This is a genomic window from Kitasatospora sp. NPDC042419 (assembly GCF_056437345.1).
This window is the reverse complement of the sequence record NZ_JBWKAW010000009.1, coordinates 223,453-241,197: the sequence shown is the minus strand read 5'-3', so window position 1 is coordinate 241,197 and position 17,745 is coordinate 223,453. Positions and strand designations below refer to the sequence as shown.

The window sequence follows — 17,745 nt, the reverse complement described above, 5'->3', positions numbered from 1 at the left end:
CCGTGGGGATCGGCCGGCGTGGGATCAGCAGGCGCGGGGATCGGCCGGCGTGGGATTAGCAGGCGTGGGATCGGCCGGCGTGGGATCAGCCGGTGTTGCGCAGGCCGGCGGCGATGCCGTTGACGGTGAGGAGCAGGGCGCGGGCGAGCAGCGGGTCGGGCTCGGTGGAGGCGGCGGCCGCGGCGCGGCGGCGTTCGAGGAGCGCGACCTGGAGGTAGGAGATCGGGTCGAGGTAGGCGTCGCGCAGGGCCAGGGTCTGCTTCAACCCGGGCTGGTGGTCCAGTAGTTCGCATTCGCCGGTGACCCGGAGCACCTCGGTGGCGGTGCGGTCGTGCTCGGTGCGGATGGTGTCGAAGACGTGGGTGAGGTGCGGCGGGACGAGCGTGTCGACGTAGTGGCGGGCGATCCGCAGGTCGGTCTTGGCGAGCGTCATCTCCACGTTGGAGAGGAAGTTGCGGAAGAAGTGCCACTGGCCGTACATCTCGTCCAGGACGTCGCCGAGGCCGGCCTCGCGGGCGGCGGCGAGGCCGGCGCCGACGCCGTACCAGCCGGGGACGATCTGGCGGGACTGGGTCCAGCCGAACACCCACGGGATGGCGCGCAGGCCGTCGAGGCCGGCGCCCGAGTCGGGGCGGCGGGCGGGGCGCGAGCCGAGGTGGAGTTCGGCGAGCTGGTCGACGGGGGTGGCGGCGAAGAAGTAGGCGGGCAGGTCGGGGTGGTCGACGAGCCGGCGGTAGGCGGTGTGGGCGGCGGCCGAGACGACCTCCATGGCGGCGTCCCAGCGGGCCAGCTGTTCGGCGGACTGGCGGGGTGCGGTGTGCAGGGCGGTGGCCTGGAGGCTTGCGGCGACGGCGAGTTCGAGGTTCTCGCGGGCGAGTGCGGGCAGCAGGTACTTGTCGGAGATGACCTCGCCCTGCTCGGTGACCTTGATCTCGCCCTCCAGGGTGCCCCAGGGCTGGGCGAGGATCGCGTCGTGGGACGGGCCGCCGCCGCGGCCGACGGTGCCGCCGCGGCCGTGGAAGAGCCGCAGCCGGACGCCGTACCGGTGGGCGACGTCGCGCAGCCGGCGCTGGGCGCGGTGGATCTCCCACTGGGAGGTGGTGATGCCGCCGAACTTGGAGGAGTCGGAGTAGCCGAGCATGACCTCCTGGACGTCGCCGCGCAGGGCGACCAGCCGGCGGTAGGACGGGTCGTCGAGGAGTTCCTCCAGGATGTGGCCGGCGGCGCGCAGTTCGTCGGTGGTCTCCAGCAGCGGCACGATGCCGATCCGGGCGGTGCCGGTGTGCAGGTCGATCAGACCGGCCTCGCGGGCCAGCACGGCGGCGGCGAGGACGTCGTCGGCGCCCCGGCACATGGACACGATGTAGGACTCGACGACCTCGGGGCCGAAGGTGTCCAGCGCGCGCCGGACGGTGTGGAAGACGCCGAGGGTGCGGGTGGCGGCCTGGTCGAGGGGCGCGGGTCCGAGCAGGCGGCGCGAGGTCAGCTCCTTGGCGAGCAGGCGCTGCCGGTAGTCGCGGGGCATGTCGGCGTAGCGCCAGGACTCCTCGTCGAGCCGGTCGACGAGCAGGCCGACGGCGTGGTGGTGGGCGTCGGCGTGCTCGCGCACGTCCATGGTGGCGAGTTGGAGGCCGAAGGCCGCGAGGGTCCGGATGGTGCGGGCGAGCCGGCCGTCGGCGAGCAGCGCGCCGCGGTGTTCGCGCAGCGAGTCCTGGATCAGGCGGAGGTCGGCGAGGAGGCCCGCGGTGCCGAGGTAGTCGCGGCCCTCGGTGTGCGGGGTGCCGTCGGCGAGGCGGCGCTTGGTGTTCTCCAGCTTCTGGCGGACGCAGGTGGCCTTGAGGCGGTAGGGCTCCTCGGCGTTGAGGCGCCGGTAGCGGGGGCTGAGTTCGGGGAGGGCGTCGAGGTCGGCACGGAGCGAGGCGAGGAGGTCCCCGGTGGCGCCGGTGTGCCGGACGGAGTGGGAGAGCAGGCCGCGCAGTTCGTCGACGGTCCGCAGGGCGGCGTCGATGCCGTGCTCGTGCTGGAGGAGCAGCACCTCCCAGGTGACCTCGGGGGTGACGTTGGGGTTGCCGTCGCGGTCGCCGCCGATCCAGGTGCCGAATGTGAGCGGGCGGGTGTCGTCGGGCAGGCGGACGCCGGCCTGGTCGAGGTCGGCGGCGAGGTCCTCCAGGAGGTCGCCGACGGCGCCGGCGTGGAGTTCGTCGAGGTAGTAGACGGCGTTGCGGGCCTCGTCGGCGGGTTCGGGGCGGGCGACGCGCAGTTCGTCGGTCTGCCAGACGAGGTCGATGTGCTCGGCGAGCCGGGTGTCGAGGCGGCGGCGGTCGGCCTCGTGGGGCGGGGTGCCGGCGGTGTCGAGCAGGGCGGCGATCCGGCGGAGCTTGTGCAGGACGCTGCGGCGCGCGGCCTCGGTGGGGTGGGCGGTGAAGACGGGGCGGACGCTGAGGCGGGCGACGGCGTCGGCGAGGAGTTCGGGCGAGCGTTCCGCGCCTTCGCGGACGACGCGGCCGAGCGGCGACTCCCGGCGTTCCCGGGCCGCTCTCAGTTCGCGGCCCCGGTGGACCTGTTCGGTCACGTTGGCGAGGTGGAAGTAGGTGGAGAAGGCGCGGACCAGTTTGACGGCGGTCTCCAGGTCGACGCCGGTGAGGAGTTCGGCGGTGGCCTCGCCGTCGGTGCGGCTGAGCAGCCGTACCTGTTCGACCAGGCCGAGCAGTTGGGGGCCCTCCTGGCGGACCAGCGTCTCGCCCAGGAGGTCGCCCAGGCGCCGGATGTCGGCGCGCAGGGCCGCGTTCGCGATCGGGGCGTTCATGGGGTCTCCCTGGTGGAGCGGTTCGGGTCGGCCGGCGGCCGGGGTCGTCGGGCCGCCGGTGGGGCGGTGGCGGTGGGGAGCGGCGGGGCGGTCGTGGACGTAGGCGGTGGCGGGGGGAGCGGCGGGGCGGTGGCGGCCCGGCGGGTCAGGGTGCCAGGAGCGCGGCCGGATTCCGCCGGGTGACGGCGAGGACCTGTGCCGCGGTGAGGCCGGCGGACCGGAACCACGCCCGGTTGCGGTCCAGCCAGGCGGCCGGATCGGGCTGGTCGGGCTGGCCCAGGTCGGAGCTGAACACGATCCGCGGGTGGACGCGGACCAGGTCGGCCAGGTGGCCCGGGTCACGGTGGCCGAGCAGCAGCATCAGCGCGGTGAGTTCCACGTAGAGGCCGGGCAGGTCGGCCAGCCCGGCGAGGTCCGCGGGGGTGAGTCCGGACATCGGGTGGGTGGCGTGGGTGAGCAGGAGCCTGGGCAGTTCCAGCCGGGCGGCCTCGTCGGCGACCCGGAGGGTCTCCTCGCGGTCGCAGTGGCCGGTGGCCAGGACGACCGGCAGGTCCCGGGCGGCGCGGAGCACCTCGCGGACCGGCCGGGCGAGCCGGCCGGTGCCGTCGAGGATCCGCGGTCCGCGCCACCGTTCGAGGTCGAGCAGCGGGTGGAACGGAGCGCGGCGGAGGGGGGACGGGTGGGCGGGGCCGATGTGGGTGGGCAGGTGGACGAGCAGCCGGGCGGGGCTGTCGGGGCCGTGGGCGTAGACGGCCTGTTCGACGACCCGGGTCCGGACGCCGCCGGCGAGGTCGTTGAGGACGACCGCGCCGGAGACCGGCAGCCCCTCCTGGCGGGCCTCCCACGCGGCGGCGGCCGTGGAGCCGAGGTGGCTCTTGACCGCGACCCAGCCGTCGATCCCGGCGTAGGCCCGCCCGGCACCGGCGACGGTCAGCCGCCGCCGGTAGAGGTCCGGCCCGGCGTGGTAGTGGACGTCCACCACCTGCCGGTCGGCCGGCGGGCGCTCCCCGGCCGGGAGCCCCTCCCCCGCCGGGCGGTCCACCGGGCCGTCCGCCAGGCCGTCTACCGGGCGCCGGGGGCCGTCAGGCATCGCCGGTCCCGCGGGCCGGCCCCTCCCACGGCTTGGCGTAGCCGAAGGTCCGGCGGGCCTCGTCGAGGCGCGTCCCGCCGGCCACCGCCTCGGCGATGGCGGCCTCGGTGGCCTCGACGCGCTCGGCCCGGTCGGCCACCTCGGCGGCGCGGCCGGCGGGCACGACGAGGACGCCGTTGTCGTCGGCGACGACCACGTCGCCGGGCCGGACGGTCACCTCGCCGATGGTGACGTCCCGTCCGGTGCCCGCGAGTTCGACCCGGTTCTTGCCGCTGACCATGGTGACGCCGGTGCTGAACAGCGGGTACCCGGCGGCCCGGATCTCGGCGACGTCGCGCGCCGACCCGTACAGCGCGGTGCCCCGCGCGCCCCGGCTCTGCGCAACGGCGGTGAGCAGCGAGCCCCAGTTGGTGCAGTCCGTGCTGCCGCCGTTGTCGACGACCACGAAGGAGCCGGCGGGCACCTCGTCGAGGTAGTTCGCCGCGTTGCGGAAGCCGCTCCCGGTGTCGTCGACGGGCCGGTAGGTGACGGTGTAGGCGCGGCCGGCGGTGCGGGCGCCGGGGACGCGGGCGGCCAGGCCGGCGAGGACGCCGGGCAGGCCGAGGCTGTCCAGTGCGTCGGAGACCGAGGCGGTGTCGAGGCGGGCCAGCCGCTCGACGACCTCGTCGGCACCCGCCCCGCCCCCGGCGGACGGGGTGGCGGCGGACGGGGCGACGGCGGACGGGGCGACGGACCCGGCGGCGGCCTCGGCGGACCCCGCCAGCGCGCCTGCCACGGCCAGGGCCACCTCGCGGGTGCCGGCCGTGCCGCCGAGGTCGTAGGTGACGGTGGTGCGGGCGCGGGCGACTCCGCGCACGGCGGCGCGCAGTTCCTCGCCGGGCACCGTCAGGCCGAGGTGGTCGAGCAGCTGGGCGACGGTCAGCAGCATGGCCATCGGGTTGGCCCTGCCCTGGCCGGCCATCGCGGGGGCGGAGCCGTGCACGGGCTCGAAGTAGCTGCCGTGGTCGCCGATGTTGCCGCTGGGTGCGAGGCCGAGGCCGCCCATGACGCCGGCGCCGAGGTCGGAGAGGATGTCGCCGAACATGTTCTCGGCGACGAGCACGCCGAACCGCTCGGGCCGGCGGACCATCCAGAGCGCGACGGCGTCGACGTTGAGGATCTCGGTCTCGATCCCCGGGTACTCGGCCGCGATCAGTTCGAGCCGCTCGCGCAGGTGGTTGCTGCTGTTGCGCAGGACCATCGGCTTGTCGACGAGGGTGAGCAGGCGCTTGCCGCGTGCCAGGGCGTGTTCGAAACCGAAGCGCAGCAGCCGGTCGATGCCGAACCGGGTCTGGAGGCGCAGGGTGACGCTGGTGTGCTCGGGGCCGGAGGCGGCGGCGTTGGGGTGGTGGCGCACCGCGTCCCACAGGGCCCCGTCCAGGCCGTGCAGGTCGAGGCCGGCGTAGAGGCCCTCGGTGTTCTCCCGGATGACGGTGAAGTCGAAGCGGCCGTGGTCGAGGTCCGTGACGGGCCGGATGTTGGCGTAGAGGCCGAGGCGCTGGCGGAGCTGGATGACGGGCGAGACGTAGCGGAGGCCGGTGCCGCGCAGTTCCGGGACGAGTTCGGCCTCGGTCTCGCGCACCGGCTTGCTGGTGATGGCGCCGAGCAGGCAGGTGTCGGTCTCCTCCAGGAGCTTCCAGGTGCGCTGGGGCACCGGGTCGCCCTCCTGCCGCCAGCACTCCCAGCCGATGTCGCCGAAGCGCAGGTCGAGCGGGAGGTCCAGGCGCTCGACGGCGGCGAGCGCGGCCTCGACGACCTCGGGGCCGATGCCGTCGCCGGGCAGGACGGCGACGCTCTTCGTCGTGGGTGCGGTGGGCATTACCGGATTCCCTTCTCGCGCAGGAGTGCCTCGACGAGTGCGGACACCTCTGCGGTCTGGTCGAAGTGCGGGCGCATGCCGGCTCGGGGGACGACGTGCACCAGGTGGTGGGGGGCGGAGGCGGTGTGCCGCCGGGTGACGAGCTGGGAGCGGCCGCCGACGATCTGGAGCAGCGGGCCGGGGTGGGCGCGGACGGCCTCGGTGAGGTCGATGCCGCGGAGCAGGCGGAGCCCTCCGGCGAGCCGCCGGCCGGCTTCCGCGGCCACCTCCTCGTCCGCCTCCGCGCCCGCCTCCGCGCCCGCGTCCGCGTCCGTGTCCACGTCCGTGTCCTGCGCGGCCGCCGTTCCCGTGCCGGCCCCGGGTGCGCCGTCCGGCAGCGCGCCGTCGGGCAGGACCCGGCGGTGCAGCAGGTCGAGCGCGGCGGCGGGGCGGCCGGCGGCGGCCAGGTCGGCAATCTCGCCGAGTCGCTCGGCCAGCACGGCGTCGCTGCGGGTCGGTCCGGAGACCAGCAGGGCGGCGGTGGCGGGGTCGAGGTCGGGGAGCAGCGCCTGGGCGACGGCGCCGCCGAGGGCGTTGCCGCAGAGCAGGTCGACGGGCCCGAAGGTCGGCAGCACCTCGCGCCAGCGGGCGGCCAGGCCGGCCAGGGTGGTCACCTCCTCGTCCCAGAGGGCGAGGGTGTCGGCGACGGTGACCCGCAGTCCGGCTCCGACCAGCGTGCGGATGACCGGGGTGAAGAAGGCGCCGCCGTCCCAGCCCGGGGTGACCGGGGCGAGAACCAGGGCGTGCGCCGTGCCGACGGCGGTCGGGGGAAAGAAGACCGCCGTCGGCACGACCGGTCCGGCGTGGGTGGTCACCGGACGCCGGAGAGGGTGCGCGCGGTGGCGATGGCCTCGCCGTGCTCGCCGAGCAGTTCCTTGCGGTGCTCGACCGAGAGGTCGTAGCGGCCGAGCACGAGGTCGGGCAGGGGCAGCGACGGCCGGCCCTCGGGGATGGTGGCGAGCAGCAGTTCGGCCAGCTGCAGGACCGGGGCGAGGTCGATGTGCCCGGCCTTCTCCGGGTCGGTGCGGTCGAGGTGGGCCAGCCACTGCTCGGCGATGAGGTTGCCGGGGCCCTTGCCCATGCCCTGGACCGAGGAGTCCATCCAGGTCGCGCCGGCCGCGACGGCGCTGATGGCGTTGGCCAGCGCGAGGCCGAGGTTGTTGTGGGCGTGCAGGCCGACCGCGCCGCCGGTGACCGAGCGGGTCAGGGTGGTGAGGTCGGTGGTGTCCACCGGCGAGAGGCTGCCGTTGGAGTCGGCCAGGTAGACGACCTCGGCACCGGCGTCGGTGGCGGCGGTCGCCACCTCGACCACCTCGCGGGCCGGCCACTGGCTGATCCGGGCGAAGTTGACGCCGACGGTGAAGCCGAGGTCGCGGGCCTGGCGGATGTACTCCAGGCCGGGTTCGTAGCCCTTGGCGGGCAGGATGATGCGGACCAGCCGGGCGCCTGCCGCGTACATCGCGGGCAGGTCGTCGCGGGTGATGTTCTTCGGGTGAAGGATCATCGCGACCCGGTGCGGGCCGATCTCCCGGGCGGTGGCGGCGATGAAGTCGTCGCCGCCGATGCCGGTCAGGCCCAGGTCGGGGATCGGGGCGAACGAGCCCTTGCGGTAGGCGATCTCGACCCAGTCGAAGCCGGCCTCGACGCTCAGCCGAGCGTGCTCCAGGGCGTAGGAGAGCGGGAAGTGGAATCCGGTGCGGTACCCCCCGTCCCGGAGAGTGACGTCGATGTTGGTGATCCTCATGGCTCCTCCATCAAGCGGACGTGCGGGTTGGATCAGGAAGGGTCGGACGGGTTCGTCGGGTGCGGCGCGTTCGGCCGGCCCGGCGCGTGCGACGTGTTCGGCGGCCGTGACGCGCCCCGCGGCTGCGGTGCGTCCGGCAGCCGTGGTGCGGCTGGCGGCTGTGGTGCGGCAGGCGTGCGTCGGCCGCACCGCGGTGCGTCCGGTTACCGCGGAGCGGCGCGGACGGCGGGTCAGACGGACTGGGCGGCGGCCACGTGGTGTGCGGCGCGGCGGCCGAAGACCAGCGAGCGGAGCACGGAGGTGGCCGGCGGGTAGGCGTGGTAGAAGAGGCCGGTGGCCTCGCCCGCCGCGTACAGGCCGGGGATGGCCGTGCCGGACGGGGTGACCACCCGGCCGTCGAGGTCGGTGCGGACACCGCCGTAGGTGAAGCAGATCGCGGCGGTCACCGGGATGCCGATGAACGGCGCGGTGTCCAGCGGGGTGGCCCAGTTGGACTTGGCCGGGGTGAGGCCGACGGTGTGCTTGCCGTCCAGCCGGGTGGGGTCGAACTCGCCGGGGGCGACGGCCGCGTTGAACTCGGCGACGGTCTTCTCCAGGGCCTCGGCGTCGATGCCCAGCTTGCCGGCGAGCCCGGCCAGGGTGTCGGCCTGCTCCGGCGGCACGTCGGTCAGCAGCGAGTTCGCGATGCCCGGGATGGCCAGGGTCTTGGCGTCGGCGATCCAGTACGCCTCCTGGTCCTGGTTCTTCCAGATCTCGTACCCGACGTGCTCGAAGGTGTTGTCCCAGGTGTCGCGGCCCTCGTCGAAGAAGCGCTCCAGGCGGCCGTTGACGAAGATCCCGGCGGCGAAGCCGTAGAGGACCGCGTCGGCCTTGTCGGTGCGGGTGTCGACCGGCTCGGCGTGGATGCCGTCGAACTGGCCGGCGGTGTCGGCGCCGAGCTCCAGCGCCATCCGCAGCGCGTCGCCGCGGTTGGCGGCGATGCCGGGGGCGATCAGCGGCAGGTCGCAGGCGTTCGGCCCGACGTACCGGGTGAGCATCTCGGGGTTGCCCTCGAAGCCGCCGCAGGCGAGCACGACGGCGCGGCCGGCCAGCGTGCGGGTGAGGCCGTCGGGGCCGCGGACGATGACGCCGTCGACGGCGCCGTCCTCGTCGGTGGAGAGGCGCAGGGCCTCGGTCAGGTAGCGGATGTCGACCCGCGGGTCCGCCTCCAGGGCGGCGCCGAGGTGCTCGACGATGGAGGCGCCGCCGCCACGCGGGCTGGCCGGCGGGACCATGGACGGGGTGCCGGCGGCGAAGGTGTGCGGCAGCGGGAAGTCCTGGAACGCGATCTCGACGCCGTGCTTCTCGACGAACGCGAGGGTGCCGGGGGTGTCGCGCTCGACGGTGCGGCAGTAGTCGAGGTCGGCGAGGCCGCCGGAGACCCGGTGGACGTGCTCGGCCCAGTCGGTGTCGAGCTGCCGCTGCTGGTCGATCCGCAGAAACGCTCCCGTCCAGCGGGTCGCTCCCCCGCGGTCCTCCTTGCCGGAGCGCTCCAGGATCGCGATCCGGGCGGGCCGGTCGCGGCCTTCGGTGGCCTCGGCGAAGGACAGCGCGGCCGAGAGGCCGGCGGCGCCGAAGCCGACGACGATCAGGTCGTACGCGGCGACCGGGGCGGACGTGGCTGACATGGTTGTTCTCCTACGCGGTGTGTGGGGTGTGAGGGCGGTCCGGGCCGGGCGGGCCCGTGGCCGGCTGGCGGCGGCGGTGGCGCCGGCCGGGGCTCCGGTTCAGGGGTCGGCGGACGGCGGTCGGTGGACGGCGGACGGCGGACGGCGGACGGCGGTCGGCGGACGGCGGACGGCGGTCGGCGGTCGGCGGTCGGGGTCAGCGGTTGGGGGTGATGACCCGGCTGGTCCGGTAGAGGCGGTACTTGGCGCCCGTCGTGGTGGTGGCGAACTGCTGGTAGCGGCGGGTGAACTCGGCGTCGTCGAAGATCGCGTCGAAGCTCTTCTCGTCGGTCCAGGCCGCGAGGTTGACCACGGCGTCGCCCTCGACGCTGGTCAGCAGGCGGGAGCCGCGGAAGCCCTCCGCCGTGGCGGCGACGTGCGCGACGGCCTCGGCGAGGGCGGCCACGGTGGCGGGCGCGTTCTCGGTGGTGGCCACGTTGATCAGCAGCACGCCGTCACCCGGCTCGGGGGCGGTGACGACGCCGGGGCTGGCGAAGCCGGCGGTGAACGGGGTCCGCTCGTAGGCGGCGATCCCGAGCGTGTGCCAGGGGTCGCTCTCGATCAGCTCGGTGACGGTGGCCTCGTCGAGGTCGGCGGTGACGATGACGGCGCCGCCGTCCGGTCGGGGGCCGCTGAGCAGGATGCGGCCGCGGTCGGCGTGGTCGCGCAGCCAGGCCTTGTGCTCGGGCAGGTGGGCGGTGACGGTCTCACGGGGCTTCAGGTAGGTGAGCGTGAGGACGTGGATCACGGTGGTCTCCGGTGCGGTGGGAGGGAGGAAGGGAGAGGGGAAAGGGACGGCAGGAGGGGCGGTCGGTGCCCGCGAACCGGTCGGTGCCGGTGCCGGCCGGCGGGCCGGTGTCAGCGGCCGATGCGCGTCGCCAGCTCGCGCAGGACGGTCTCCGCCTCGGCGACGGTGTCCTCGACGATCGCGGCGGCGGGCCGGACGTCCTTGACGAGGTCGAGGACCTCGCCGGCGAACAGGGCGCGCTGGCTGACGTCGTCGCGGGCGACGGCGGCCGCCCACGCGGGCTCGACGTCGGCGCGCCGTGCGGCGAGTTCCTCGTCGCGGCCGGTCCACTCGCGGGTGAAGGCGTTGCTCACCGAACGGGCCCGGTAGACCTCGTCCCAGGGGATGCCGCGGACCACGTCGAAGGACCGGGTGTCGACGGTGTCGGTGGTGCCGGCCGCGGTCAGCGAGGTCTTGAAGCCCGCGGTCGCGATCGACTCGACGGTGAGCGCGAAGCGGGTGCCCATCATCACGCCGTCGGCGCCGAGCGCCAGCGCCGCGGCCAGCCCGCGGCCGTCCGCGAAGCCGCCGGCCGCCACCACCGGGACGGCGCCCTGGACGAGGTCGAGCACGGCGGGGACGAGCGGGAGGGTGGCCTGCGTCTTGTGGTGGCCGCCGGCCTCGGATCCCTGGACGACCAGCACCGACGCACCGGCCTGCAGGGCCACGAGGGCCTGCTCGGTGTCGTGCACCTGCACCACGACCCGGGCGCCGCTCCCGGCGGCGGAGGAGACGTAGCGGCCCACCTGATCGGCGTCGCCGAAGGAGAGGGCGATGACGGGCGGCGCGTAGCCGAGCACCTTGTCCCAAAGGCCGGGGCGCTCGTCGAAGGTGAACATCACGCAGCCGGCGCCCCAGACGCCGCCGCCCTCGGCGGCCTGCGGCAGGTGCTCGTCGATGAACGCGGCGTCGCCGTAGCTGACGCCGACGAGCCCCAGGCCGCCGGCGCGGGTGACGGCGGCGGCCAGCCGCCCGCCGGAGACGCCGCCCATCGGCGCGCTGACGATCGGATGGTCGATTCCCAGCAATTCTGTCAACTTGGTCGAGATCACGACTTCCCCGGCTCCCAGCTCGAATATCGGAATGGCGGAACGACGAACGACGGAATGACGCGGAACACGCCGCCCCCGATTCTCCGGGCCGGCGGGCCGTGGGCGGTCTCCGGGGTTTTCCGATCCCGGGACCGGCCTGGCCGGTTTCGCACTCAAACCATAGTTCGACCGGCATCTCGCCGACTAAGACAGAAAATGCGTGGATGCCATAGGCCCGGGCCTATGGGCGGGCCTTCCCGGTGACGCTCTGGGACCGGACGCAAACCTTCCGTGCCCGGCGGGCAAAAAAATCACCCGGTCCGGAGAAAAGGATTCTCCGGACCGGGTGCGAGGGTGCGGCCCGGGTGGATTCCGGGCCGCTCCGAGGGGTGGGGGAAAGTCTCAGGCGAGGTACGGCCAGCCCCGCCGGGTGGCGACCTGGGCGAGCAGACGGGCCGCCCGCCCGCCGGCCAGCGCGGTGACCGCCAGCCGTTCGCGCGGCGCCGTGGCGGTCGGCAGCGGGCGCCAGTGGAGCTGCGCCTCGCCCTGGACGGCGAGCCTCGGGCGCAGCGCCACCAGGTCGCAGGCGGTCTGCAGGGTGTGCACGAAGAGCGCCTGCTGGTCGTCGACGGGGTGCAGTTCGGCCCGCCAGCCGAGCGCGGCGAGCTGGGCCGGGATCGTCTCGGCGTAGCCCGGCGCGCACCCCTCGTCGTACCAGAGCAGCCGCTGGGTGGCGAGGTCGTCCCAGGTCAGCCTGGGTCGGGCGGCCAGCTCGTGGTCGGGGCGCATGACCACGCCGAGCGGCTCGTCCCAGACCACGGCGCCGACCAGACCGGGCGTGGTGACGGGCAGCCGGACGATGCCGAACGCCAGCTCGCCGTGGTGCAGCAGCTCCGGCTGGTCCGCCGCGCCGACGTGCCGCATGCGCAGCTCGGCGCCGGTCCGGCCGGCCCCGTCGGCGTGCTCCCCGGCCAGCCCGTTCTGCACCTCGGCGAGGACCTCGGTCGGCACTCCGCCGCAGACCCCGACCGGCCAGACCCGCGGCGTCGGGGCGGCCGCGGCGATCGCCGAACGGAGCTGCCCGGGAATGGACTGGATTTCCCGCAGGAATGCCCGCCCGCTCGCCGTCAGCTCAACACCGCGTGAACTCCGGATGAAAAGTGATGCGCCGACCCTGCTTTCCAGTCTCTTGATCTGCTGACTGAGGCTCGGCTGGGATATCCGCAGTTCCTGGGCGGCCGCCGAAACGGTCCCCGCGCGGACCACCGTGAGGAAATAGCGAAGATGCCGCATGTCGAAGTCGTCGACGTGCTCGGCGTGGCCCGCCGCGCGCCGGGCGGAGGCCCGCATCGAATCCTCCAGGGCGTGACCGAATTCCGTTTGGCACAGGGCGGACGATCCGATCCTTTCGTGCAGCACACTCATGACACCCCTCCGTCACATCGTCTCGGTTCGCGACCCGCCACCGGTCTGCCCGCCGCCGGGTGGCGGCTGTCCCGGATGTCCGGGACAGCCACATCCTCCCTGAAAATACCTTCGGGAGGGTATTTTTAACGGTTCCGTAACGGAACCCTCATACGGCCTGTGGGTCCGGGCACAGACCGCACCTCTCCGGGGTCCCACCCTCCGGATCCGGGGGCCCGTCGCCCGTGGCCTCCCGGCCGCCCGGCCCCTCTCCTGCGACGTACTCGCCGGCGGCCCCGACCTCCCCGAGCCCGGTGCCCCCGAGCCCGACCTCCCCGAGCCCGACGTCACCGGCCGGGCCACCGGCCGCGTCACCGGCGGCCCCGGCCCCGCGAGCCGCGCCGGTCCCGTCGGCGGAACCGGGCCGGCCACCGGCGAGCGCCTCCAGCAGCAACCGCCACGCCGCCTCGTAGGCGTCCGCCGAACCGCACGCCCCCGACGGGCCGAACGACACGTGCGGCGCGCCGTGCATCACGGCCAGGAGCAGCTGGGCGACCAGCTCGGGCGGCCGGAGGGCCATGCTCCCCTCCCCCTGGGCCCGCCGGATCAGGTTGGCCAGTCCGCGCTGCACGTCCTCGAAGATGTCCGGCACCATCTGCGCCAGGTTCGGGCAGTCGGTGGCCAGCCGGAGCGCGGCCCGCAGCCGGACGTCCTCCTTCAGCCGGTGCGCCAGGTCCAGGACGAGCGACTCCAGCACCGTACCGGCCTCGGCACCGGGCACGTCCCGGGCCAGCCGCATCTCCTCCCAGACCTTCCGGGACTGCAGCAGCAGCGCCCCGGCCAGCACCCGCTTGGAGGCGAAGTGCCCGTACAGGGCCCCCTTCGTCATGCCGGTCCGCTGCGCCACCGCGTTGAGGGTGGCCCTGCTGTACCCCTGGGCGGAGAACTCCTCGGCGGCGGCGTCCAGCACCTTCTCCCGCGTACGCCGTGCTCGCTCCTGTTTGATCATGCGGGCGCCCTCCCTGGTCAAGAACATACCTTCCTAAAGGAATGTTCTCAGGACAGGGGGCACGCCCGCCCGGCTGTCCAGACATCAGACGGAAACCGATCGGTGTCCGGCGGCGGTGCAGGCCGCCGGCGCCTCCGGCCGGCGCGGACCGCGGCGGCCGTCGAGCACCGGCCAGCCGGCCCGGACGGCCTCCGCGACCAGCTGCGGCGAGCCGTTCACCACCACCGGGTACCCGACCGCGCGGAGCATCGCGAGGTCGCTCTCGTGGTCGCCGTACGCGAAGCAGTCGGCCGCCCGGACGCCCCGGGCGCGGAGCAGCGCCACCGCCGCGTCGGCCTTGGCCCGGCCGATCATCGGCCGGGCCACCTCCCCGGTCAGCACTCCCCCGGCCGTCACCGCCTGCTCGGCGCAGCACACGGCGTCGGCGCCGAGGTCCTCCGCCACCGCCTCCAGCAGCGGGCGCAGCGAGCCGGACACCAGCACCACCGAGTGCCCGAGCGCCCGGTGGCGGGCCACCGCGTCGAGGCCCGCCGTGACGAACGCCTCGGCGCCCCGGCGGTACTCGTCGTACCACCGGCGCGCGGCCGACCGCAGCGCGGCGGCGGGCACGCCGGCGAACCGGCGGTAGTACATCCGGTTCAGCTCCTCGCGGGGGACGCCCGCAGCCATCGCGGCCCGGAGGTCCGGGCCGGCGGCCGCGGGCGGTGCCGCCCCGGGCCGCCGGCCGTACCCCGGCCCGGACGCCTGACCGCACGCCTGACCGGGCGCCTGACCCGGCGACCGGTCGGGCGCCTCCCACGGCCCGTGCCCGGTCGCGGCCGGGTCCGCCGTCCAGTGGTCCCAGAACGCGAGCATCCCCTTGGCCGCGATCAGCGTCTCGTCGACGTCGAAGAAGGCGACCGGGGCGGGCGCCGTGGCGCTCACGCGGGACCACCCCCCGCGCCGAGGAGGGTCTCCGCGTAGCCGCGTGCCGCCGCGTCCAGGTCGAGCGTGCGGTGCACCGCCACCGCCGTGGCGTCCCGCCAGGCGCGTTGCAGCACCGAGCCCGGTGTCTGCGCCCCGACGCCCGAGGCGAGGAACAGCGCGTCCACCGCCTCGCGGCAGAGCGCGGCGGCCGTCGCCGCGTCACGGCGGTTCTCGGCCACCGCGAGTGCGGTGATCTCGCCCCGGTCGGCGCGGTCGGCTGCCCCGTCGAGCAGCAGCCCGGCCATGTGGATCCTCGCCGAAGCCTGCGTCAGCACGGTGTGCGCGGCCGGGTGCGGGTTCGCCGCGCGGCGCGCCCCGGCGGTCCACTCCCGCAGCGCCGCCCGGGCGATGCCCAGCAGCGGGGCGGCGAAGACCAGGGCGGCGACCATCGGGTAAGGGACGGTGTGGCAGCGGGCGGCGTCCTGCTGCGGCGCCAGCAGGGCGTCCAGGGTGAGCGTGCGGTGGTCCGGGACGCGGACCGCCCCGGCGGTCACGGAGGTGCTGCCGCTGCCGCGCAGGCCGGCCGAGTGCCAGGTGTCCAGCACCGTCAGCTCGGCCCGGGGCACGGCGAAGACCCGGTGTTCGCGGCCGCCGGCTCCCTCGGTCCAGGAGGCGAGCAGGATCCACTCCGCGTGGTCGGCGCCGCTGGCCAGCCGCCACTCGCCGTCGAGCCGCCAGCCGTCGCCCTGTCGCTCGGCCCGGCCCTGGGGCGGGACGACCGCCGCCGAGATCCGGACGTCCGGGCCCCCGCCCCACAGCTCGCGCTGCCCCTCCTCGGGGAGGTAGGCCGCCAGCCGGCCGTGCGCGGCGTACAGGGCGGCGCACCAGGCGGCGCCCGCGCAGGACTCGGCCACCGTCGCCGCCCCGGTCACCAGCTCGCCGAACCCGCCGGCGGTGCCGCCCCAGCGACTCGGGACGAAGTGACGGGGGAAGCCGGCCCGGGTGATCCCGGCGGCGACGTCGCCGGTCATCCGGCGCAGTTCCTCCGCCCGCGCGGCGTCCCGGCGGGCGGTTTCGGCCAGTTCGCCGAGCGCCCGCGCCACGATCCCCTCACTCCGGACCTCGTCCCGGACCTCGCTCAGCATGCCGTTCCCTCCGTTCCGTGCGGGCCCGCGTCACGCGCTCCCGTTCCGTGCAGTCGCGTTCCGCGCGGGCCCGATCCGTCCGGGCCCGATCCGTCCGGCTTCGTCGCGCGCGGCTCCGCTTCGCCCGCGCCGGTGTCCGTGGCCGCGCCCGCGCCCTCACCCAGGTCGGCCGGCCCCGTAGGCGCCGGGACCGTGGGCGCCGGGACCGTGGCGGCCGACCGGCGCACCAGGGCGGTGGCGATCGGCCGCCCGTCCTGCACGGCCGTCAGGCGGACCGTCCCGGCCGCACCGCCGTCCACCGGCTCCGCGGCGATCGCGACCGGCGTCGAGAGCTCGCCGAACGCGGTGAACCCGGTGGCGATCCCGCGGAGTTCGCCGACCGCGTCCCCCGCCCCTACCGCGTCCCCCGCCCCGAACGCGACGGCGGCGGCCTGCCGGAAGGCCTCCATCAGGACCATGCCGGGCACGTGGTCCACCGGGTGGTCGAACAGGACCGGGTGGTCCTCGAACGGTCGCAGCCACCAGCGGTCGGGGCGGGCCGGGTCGGCGGCGACCAGCACGTCACGCTCGGCGGCCTGCCCCACCCGCCGGGGCTCCACCGGCACGGGTGCGTCCGGCGCCGTCTCCGGATCCGCCGCGGCCTCCGCCGACCGCCGCCTGATCAGCGCGTACCGCGCGGGATCCAGCACCTCCCAGCGCATCCGGACCCGGCCCACCGGCCGGTGTCCGGCCCAGGCCACGCCCTCCAGCGCGAACCGCTCCCGGCCGGGCCGGGCCGCGGCGGGCGGGCAGCGCAGATCGAGGCCGACGTCGAGGCCGTCCGGGCCGGTCGGCGGCAGGGCCTCGTCGAGGTCGACGGCGAGGTCGTTGAGCACGAACGGGTGGCCGTAGGTGCTGCCGTGGAACCGGTGGGCCAGGTGAATCGCGGTCTGCCGCACCGTTTCGGCCATCATCACGGGGTCGGACGCCACTCCCCCGGGGCGTCCTCCGAGGTGGTGGTCCCGCAGCCAGAGCGCGGCGACCGCGAACCGTTCCTCCTCCAGCCGGGCGGCGTCCGTCAGGAGCACCTCGGAGTCCGCGTGCTTGTGGACCGCCTCGCGCGGCAGGTGCCGGTCGAAGCGCAGGCCGTTCCAGCCCTCCCGGAGCAGCGGACGGCGCCGCCCGGGCACGAGTGATGACAGGACGTTCATGAATTCTTCCTCCCCCATGTCGCGGCGACGGCGGTGGGCCCGCTATCTTTCGGTGCCTACCGGAGCGACAGCTCAGGAACATACCTTCTGGAAGGTTTACCGTCGAGGCGGATTTTCGCGCCACTCTGTCCGAATCGCCCCCGACCTGACGACCCGGCACCACCGTTGACCCCACCATCACAGGAGCCGTCCATGCCCGAGCCGCAAGCCACCTCCCCGTTCCCTGTGCGCAGAATCACCACCAGGCGGGGTCCCGACCCCAAGCAGGACCGCGCCGCCCGGACCAAGCTGCTGGTGCTGACCGCCGCCGCCGAACTCTTCTCGACACAGGGATTCCGCCACACCTCGGTCAAGGACGTGGCGGACCGGGTGGAGATGACCAAGGGCGCCGTCTACTTCCACTACCCGACGAAGGAGGCGCTCGCCGTCGCGGTGGTGGAGCAGCACTACGCGCGGTGGCCGATGCTCCTGGAGGAGATCACCGCCGAGGGGCGGGGGCCGTTGGAGACCGCCGCCCGGCTGCTGGAGGGTGCGGCGGCGGCGTTCCGGGACGACATCGTCGTCCAGGCGGGCGCCCGGCTGCAGATCGAACGGCCGCAGATAGACGCGGAGTTGCCCACGCCGTACGTGGACTGGACCGAGCTGCTGACCGCACTGCTCATCAGCGCCCGGACGGCGGGCGAGCTGCGCGAGGAGGTCTCGCCGCACGCGGCGGCCCGGTCGCTGGTGGCCGCGTTCTTCGGCACCCAGCACATCTCGGACGTGCTGCACGAGCGGGCCGACGTGGTGGAGCGCTGGTCCGAGACCGCCGAGTTGCTGTTCCGGGCGATCCGCGCCCGGTAGCGGCACGGGCCGGCGGGCCTCCGGACCGACCGGCCGGCGGGCTTCCGGGCTTCCGGGCTTCCGGGCCTCCGGGCCTCCGGGCCGACGCACCGGCGGCAGCCCGACCGGGCAGCCGACCGGACACCCGATCAGGCGGACGATCGGGCAGACCTCCGGCCGGACCCGCACATGCGGAAGCGCACCGCGG

14 protein-coding genes are annotated in these 17,745 nt (G+C 75.0%); 1 reads left to right on the top strand and 13 read right to left on the bottom strand.

Annotation, left to right across the window (positions count from 1 at the left end):
- Positions 1 to 85: 85 nt before the first annotated feature.
- From ppc to AC067J_RS19860, 13 genes are all read right to left on the bottom strand, one after another.
- Entirely contained in the window at positions 86 to 2,806 is a 2,721-nt protein-coding gene (gene ppc, locus AC067J_RS19920) for a phosphoenolpyruvate carboxylase (RefSeq protein ID WP_478300902.1), read from the bottom strand.
- A 145-nt stretch (positions 2,807 to 2,951) separates the two neighbouring features.
- Positions 2,952 to 3,896, bottom strand: a complete 945-nt coding sequence (locus tag AC067J_RS19915) for a DUF6282 family protein (protein ID WP_478300900.1) — start codon at positions 3,894 to 3,896, stop codon at positions 2,952 to 2,954.
- Positions 3,889 to 5,754, bottom strand: coding sequence for an isocitrate/isopropylmalate family dehydrogenase (locus AC067J_RS19910; RefSeq protein ID WP_478300898.1), 1,866 nt, complete (start codon positions 5,752 to 5,754; stop codon positions 3,889 to 3,891). The genes AC067J_RS19915 and AC067J_RS19910 overlap by 8 nt, the downstream gene beginning before the upstream one ends.
- On the bottom strand, positions 5,754 to 6,608 hold the full coding sequence (locus tag AC067J_RS19905; protein WP_478300896.1) for an alpha/beta fold hydrolase: 855 nt from the start codon (positions 6,606 to 6,608) through the stop codon (positions 5,754 to 5,756). The genes AC067J_RS19910 and AC067J_RS19905 overlap by 1 nt, the downstream gene beginning before the upstream one ends.
- A complete protein-coding gene (locus tag AC067J_RS19900) occupies positions 6,605 to 7,537 on the bottom strand; it encodes a beta/alpha barrel domain-containing protein (RefSeq protein ID WP_478300894.1) in 933 nt (310 codons plus the stop codon). The genes AC067J_RS19905 and AC067J_RS19900 overlap by 4 nt, the downstream gene beginning before the upstream one ends.
- Before the next feature lie 230 nt (positions 7,538 to 7,767).
- Positions 7,768 to 9,204 (bottom strand): FAD-binding protein, encoded by a 1,437-nt coding sequence (locus AC067J_RS19895; protein WP_478300892.1) that lies wholly within the window; start codon positions 9,202 to 9,204, stop codon positions 7,768 to 7,770.
- Between the two features lie 196 nt (positions 9,205 to 9,400).
- Complete coding sequence (locus AC067J_RS19890; protein WP_478300891.1) at positions 9,401 to 9,991, bottom strand: YciI family protein; 591 nt, start codon at positions 9,989 to 9,991, stop codon at positions 9,401 to 9,403.
- Positions 9,992 to 10,101: 110 nt separating this feature from the next.
- On the bottom strand, positions 10,102 to 11,082 hold the full coding sequence (locus AC067J_RS19885) for an NAD(P)H-dependent flavin oxidoreductase (protein ID WP_478300889.1): 981 nt from the start codon (positions 11,080 to 11,082) through the stop codon (positions 10,102 to 10,104).
- 381 nt (positions 11,083 to 11,463) lie between these two features.
- A complete protein-coding gene (locus tag AC067J_RS19880) occupies positions 11,464 to 12,411 on the bottom strand; it encodes a LysR family transcriptional regulator (RefSeq protein WP_478300887.1) in 948 nt (315 codons plus the stop codon).
- A 223-nt stretch (positions 12,412 to 12,634) separates the two neighbouring features.
- Positions 12,635 to 13,474: a TetR family transcriptional regulator gene (locus tag AC067J_RS19875; protein WP_478300885.1), complete on the bottom strand. Its 840-nt coding sequence runs from the start codon at positions 13,472 to 13,474 to the stop codon at positions 12,635 to 12,637.
- An 84-nt stretch (positions 13,475 to 13,558) separates the two neighbouring features.
- Positions 13,559 to 14,398, bottom strand: coding sequence for an HAD family hydrolase (locus AC067J_RS19870; protein ID WP_478300883.1), 840 nt, complete (start codon positions 14,396 to 14,398; stop codon positions 13,559 to 13,561).
- On the bottom strand, positions 14,395 to 15,525 hold the full coding sequence (locus AC067J_RS19865) for an acyl-CoA dehydrogenase family protein (protein ID WP_478300881.1): 1,131 nt from the start codon (positions 15,523 to 15,525) through the stop codon (positions 14,395 to 14,397). The genes AC067J_RS19870 and AC067J_RS19865 overlap by 4 nt, the downstream gene beginning before the upstream one ends.
- The gene (locus tag AC067J_RS19860) at positions 15,519 to 16,715 is read right to left on the bottom strand and encodes a ScbA/BarX family gamma-butyrolactone biosynthesis protein (protein WP_478300879.1); all 1,197 of its coding nucleotides are present in this window, start codon (positions 16,713 to 16,715) and stop codon (positions 15,519 to 15,521) included. Before AC067J_RS19860 ends, AC067J_RS19865 begins: the two co-directional genes overlap by 7 nt.
- 192 nt (positions 16,716 to 16,907) lie before the next feature.
- Between AC067J_RS19860 and AC067J_RS19855 the strand changes: the two genes are divergently transcribed.
- Entirely contained in the window at positions 16,908 to 17,558 is a 651-nt protein-coding gene (locus tag AC067J_RS19855) for a ScbR family autoregulator-binding transcription factor (protein WP_478300877.1), read from the top strand.
- The last annotated feature ends 187 nt before the right edge of the window (positions 17,559 to 17,745 follow it).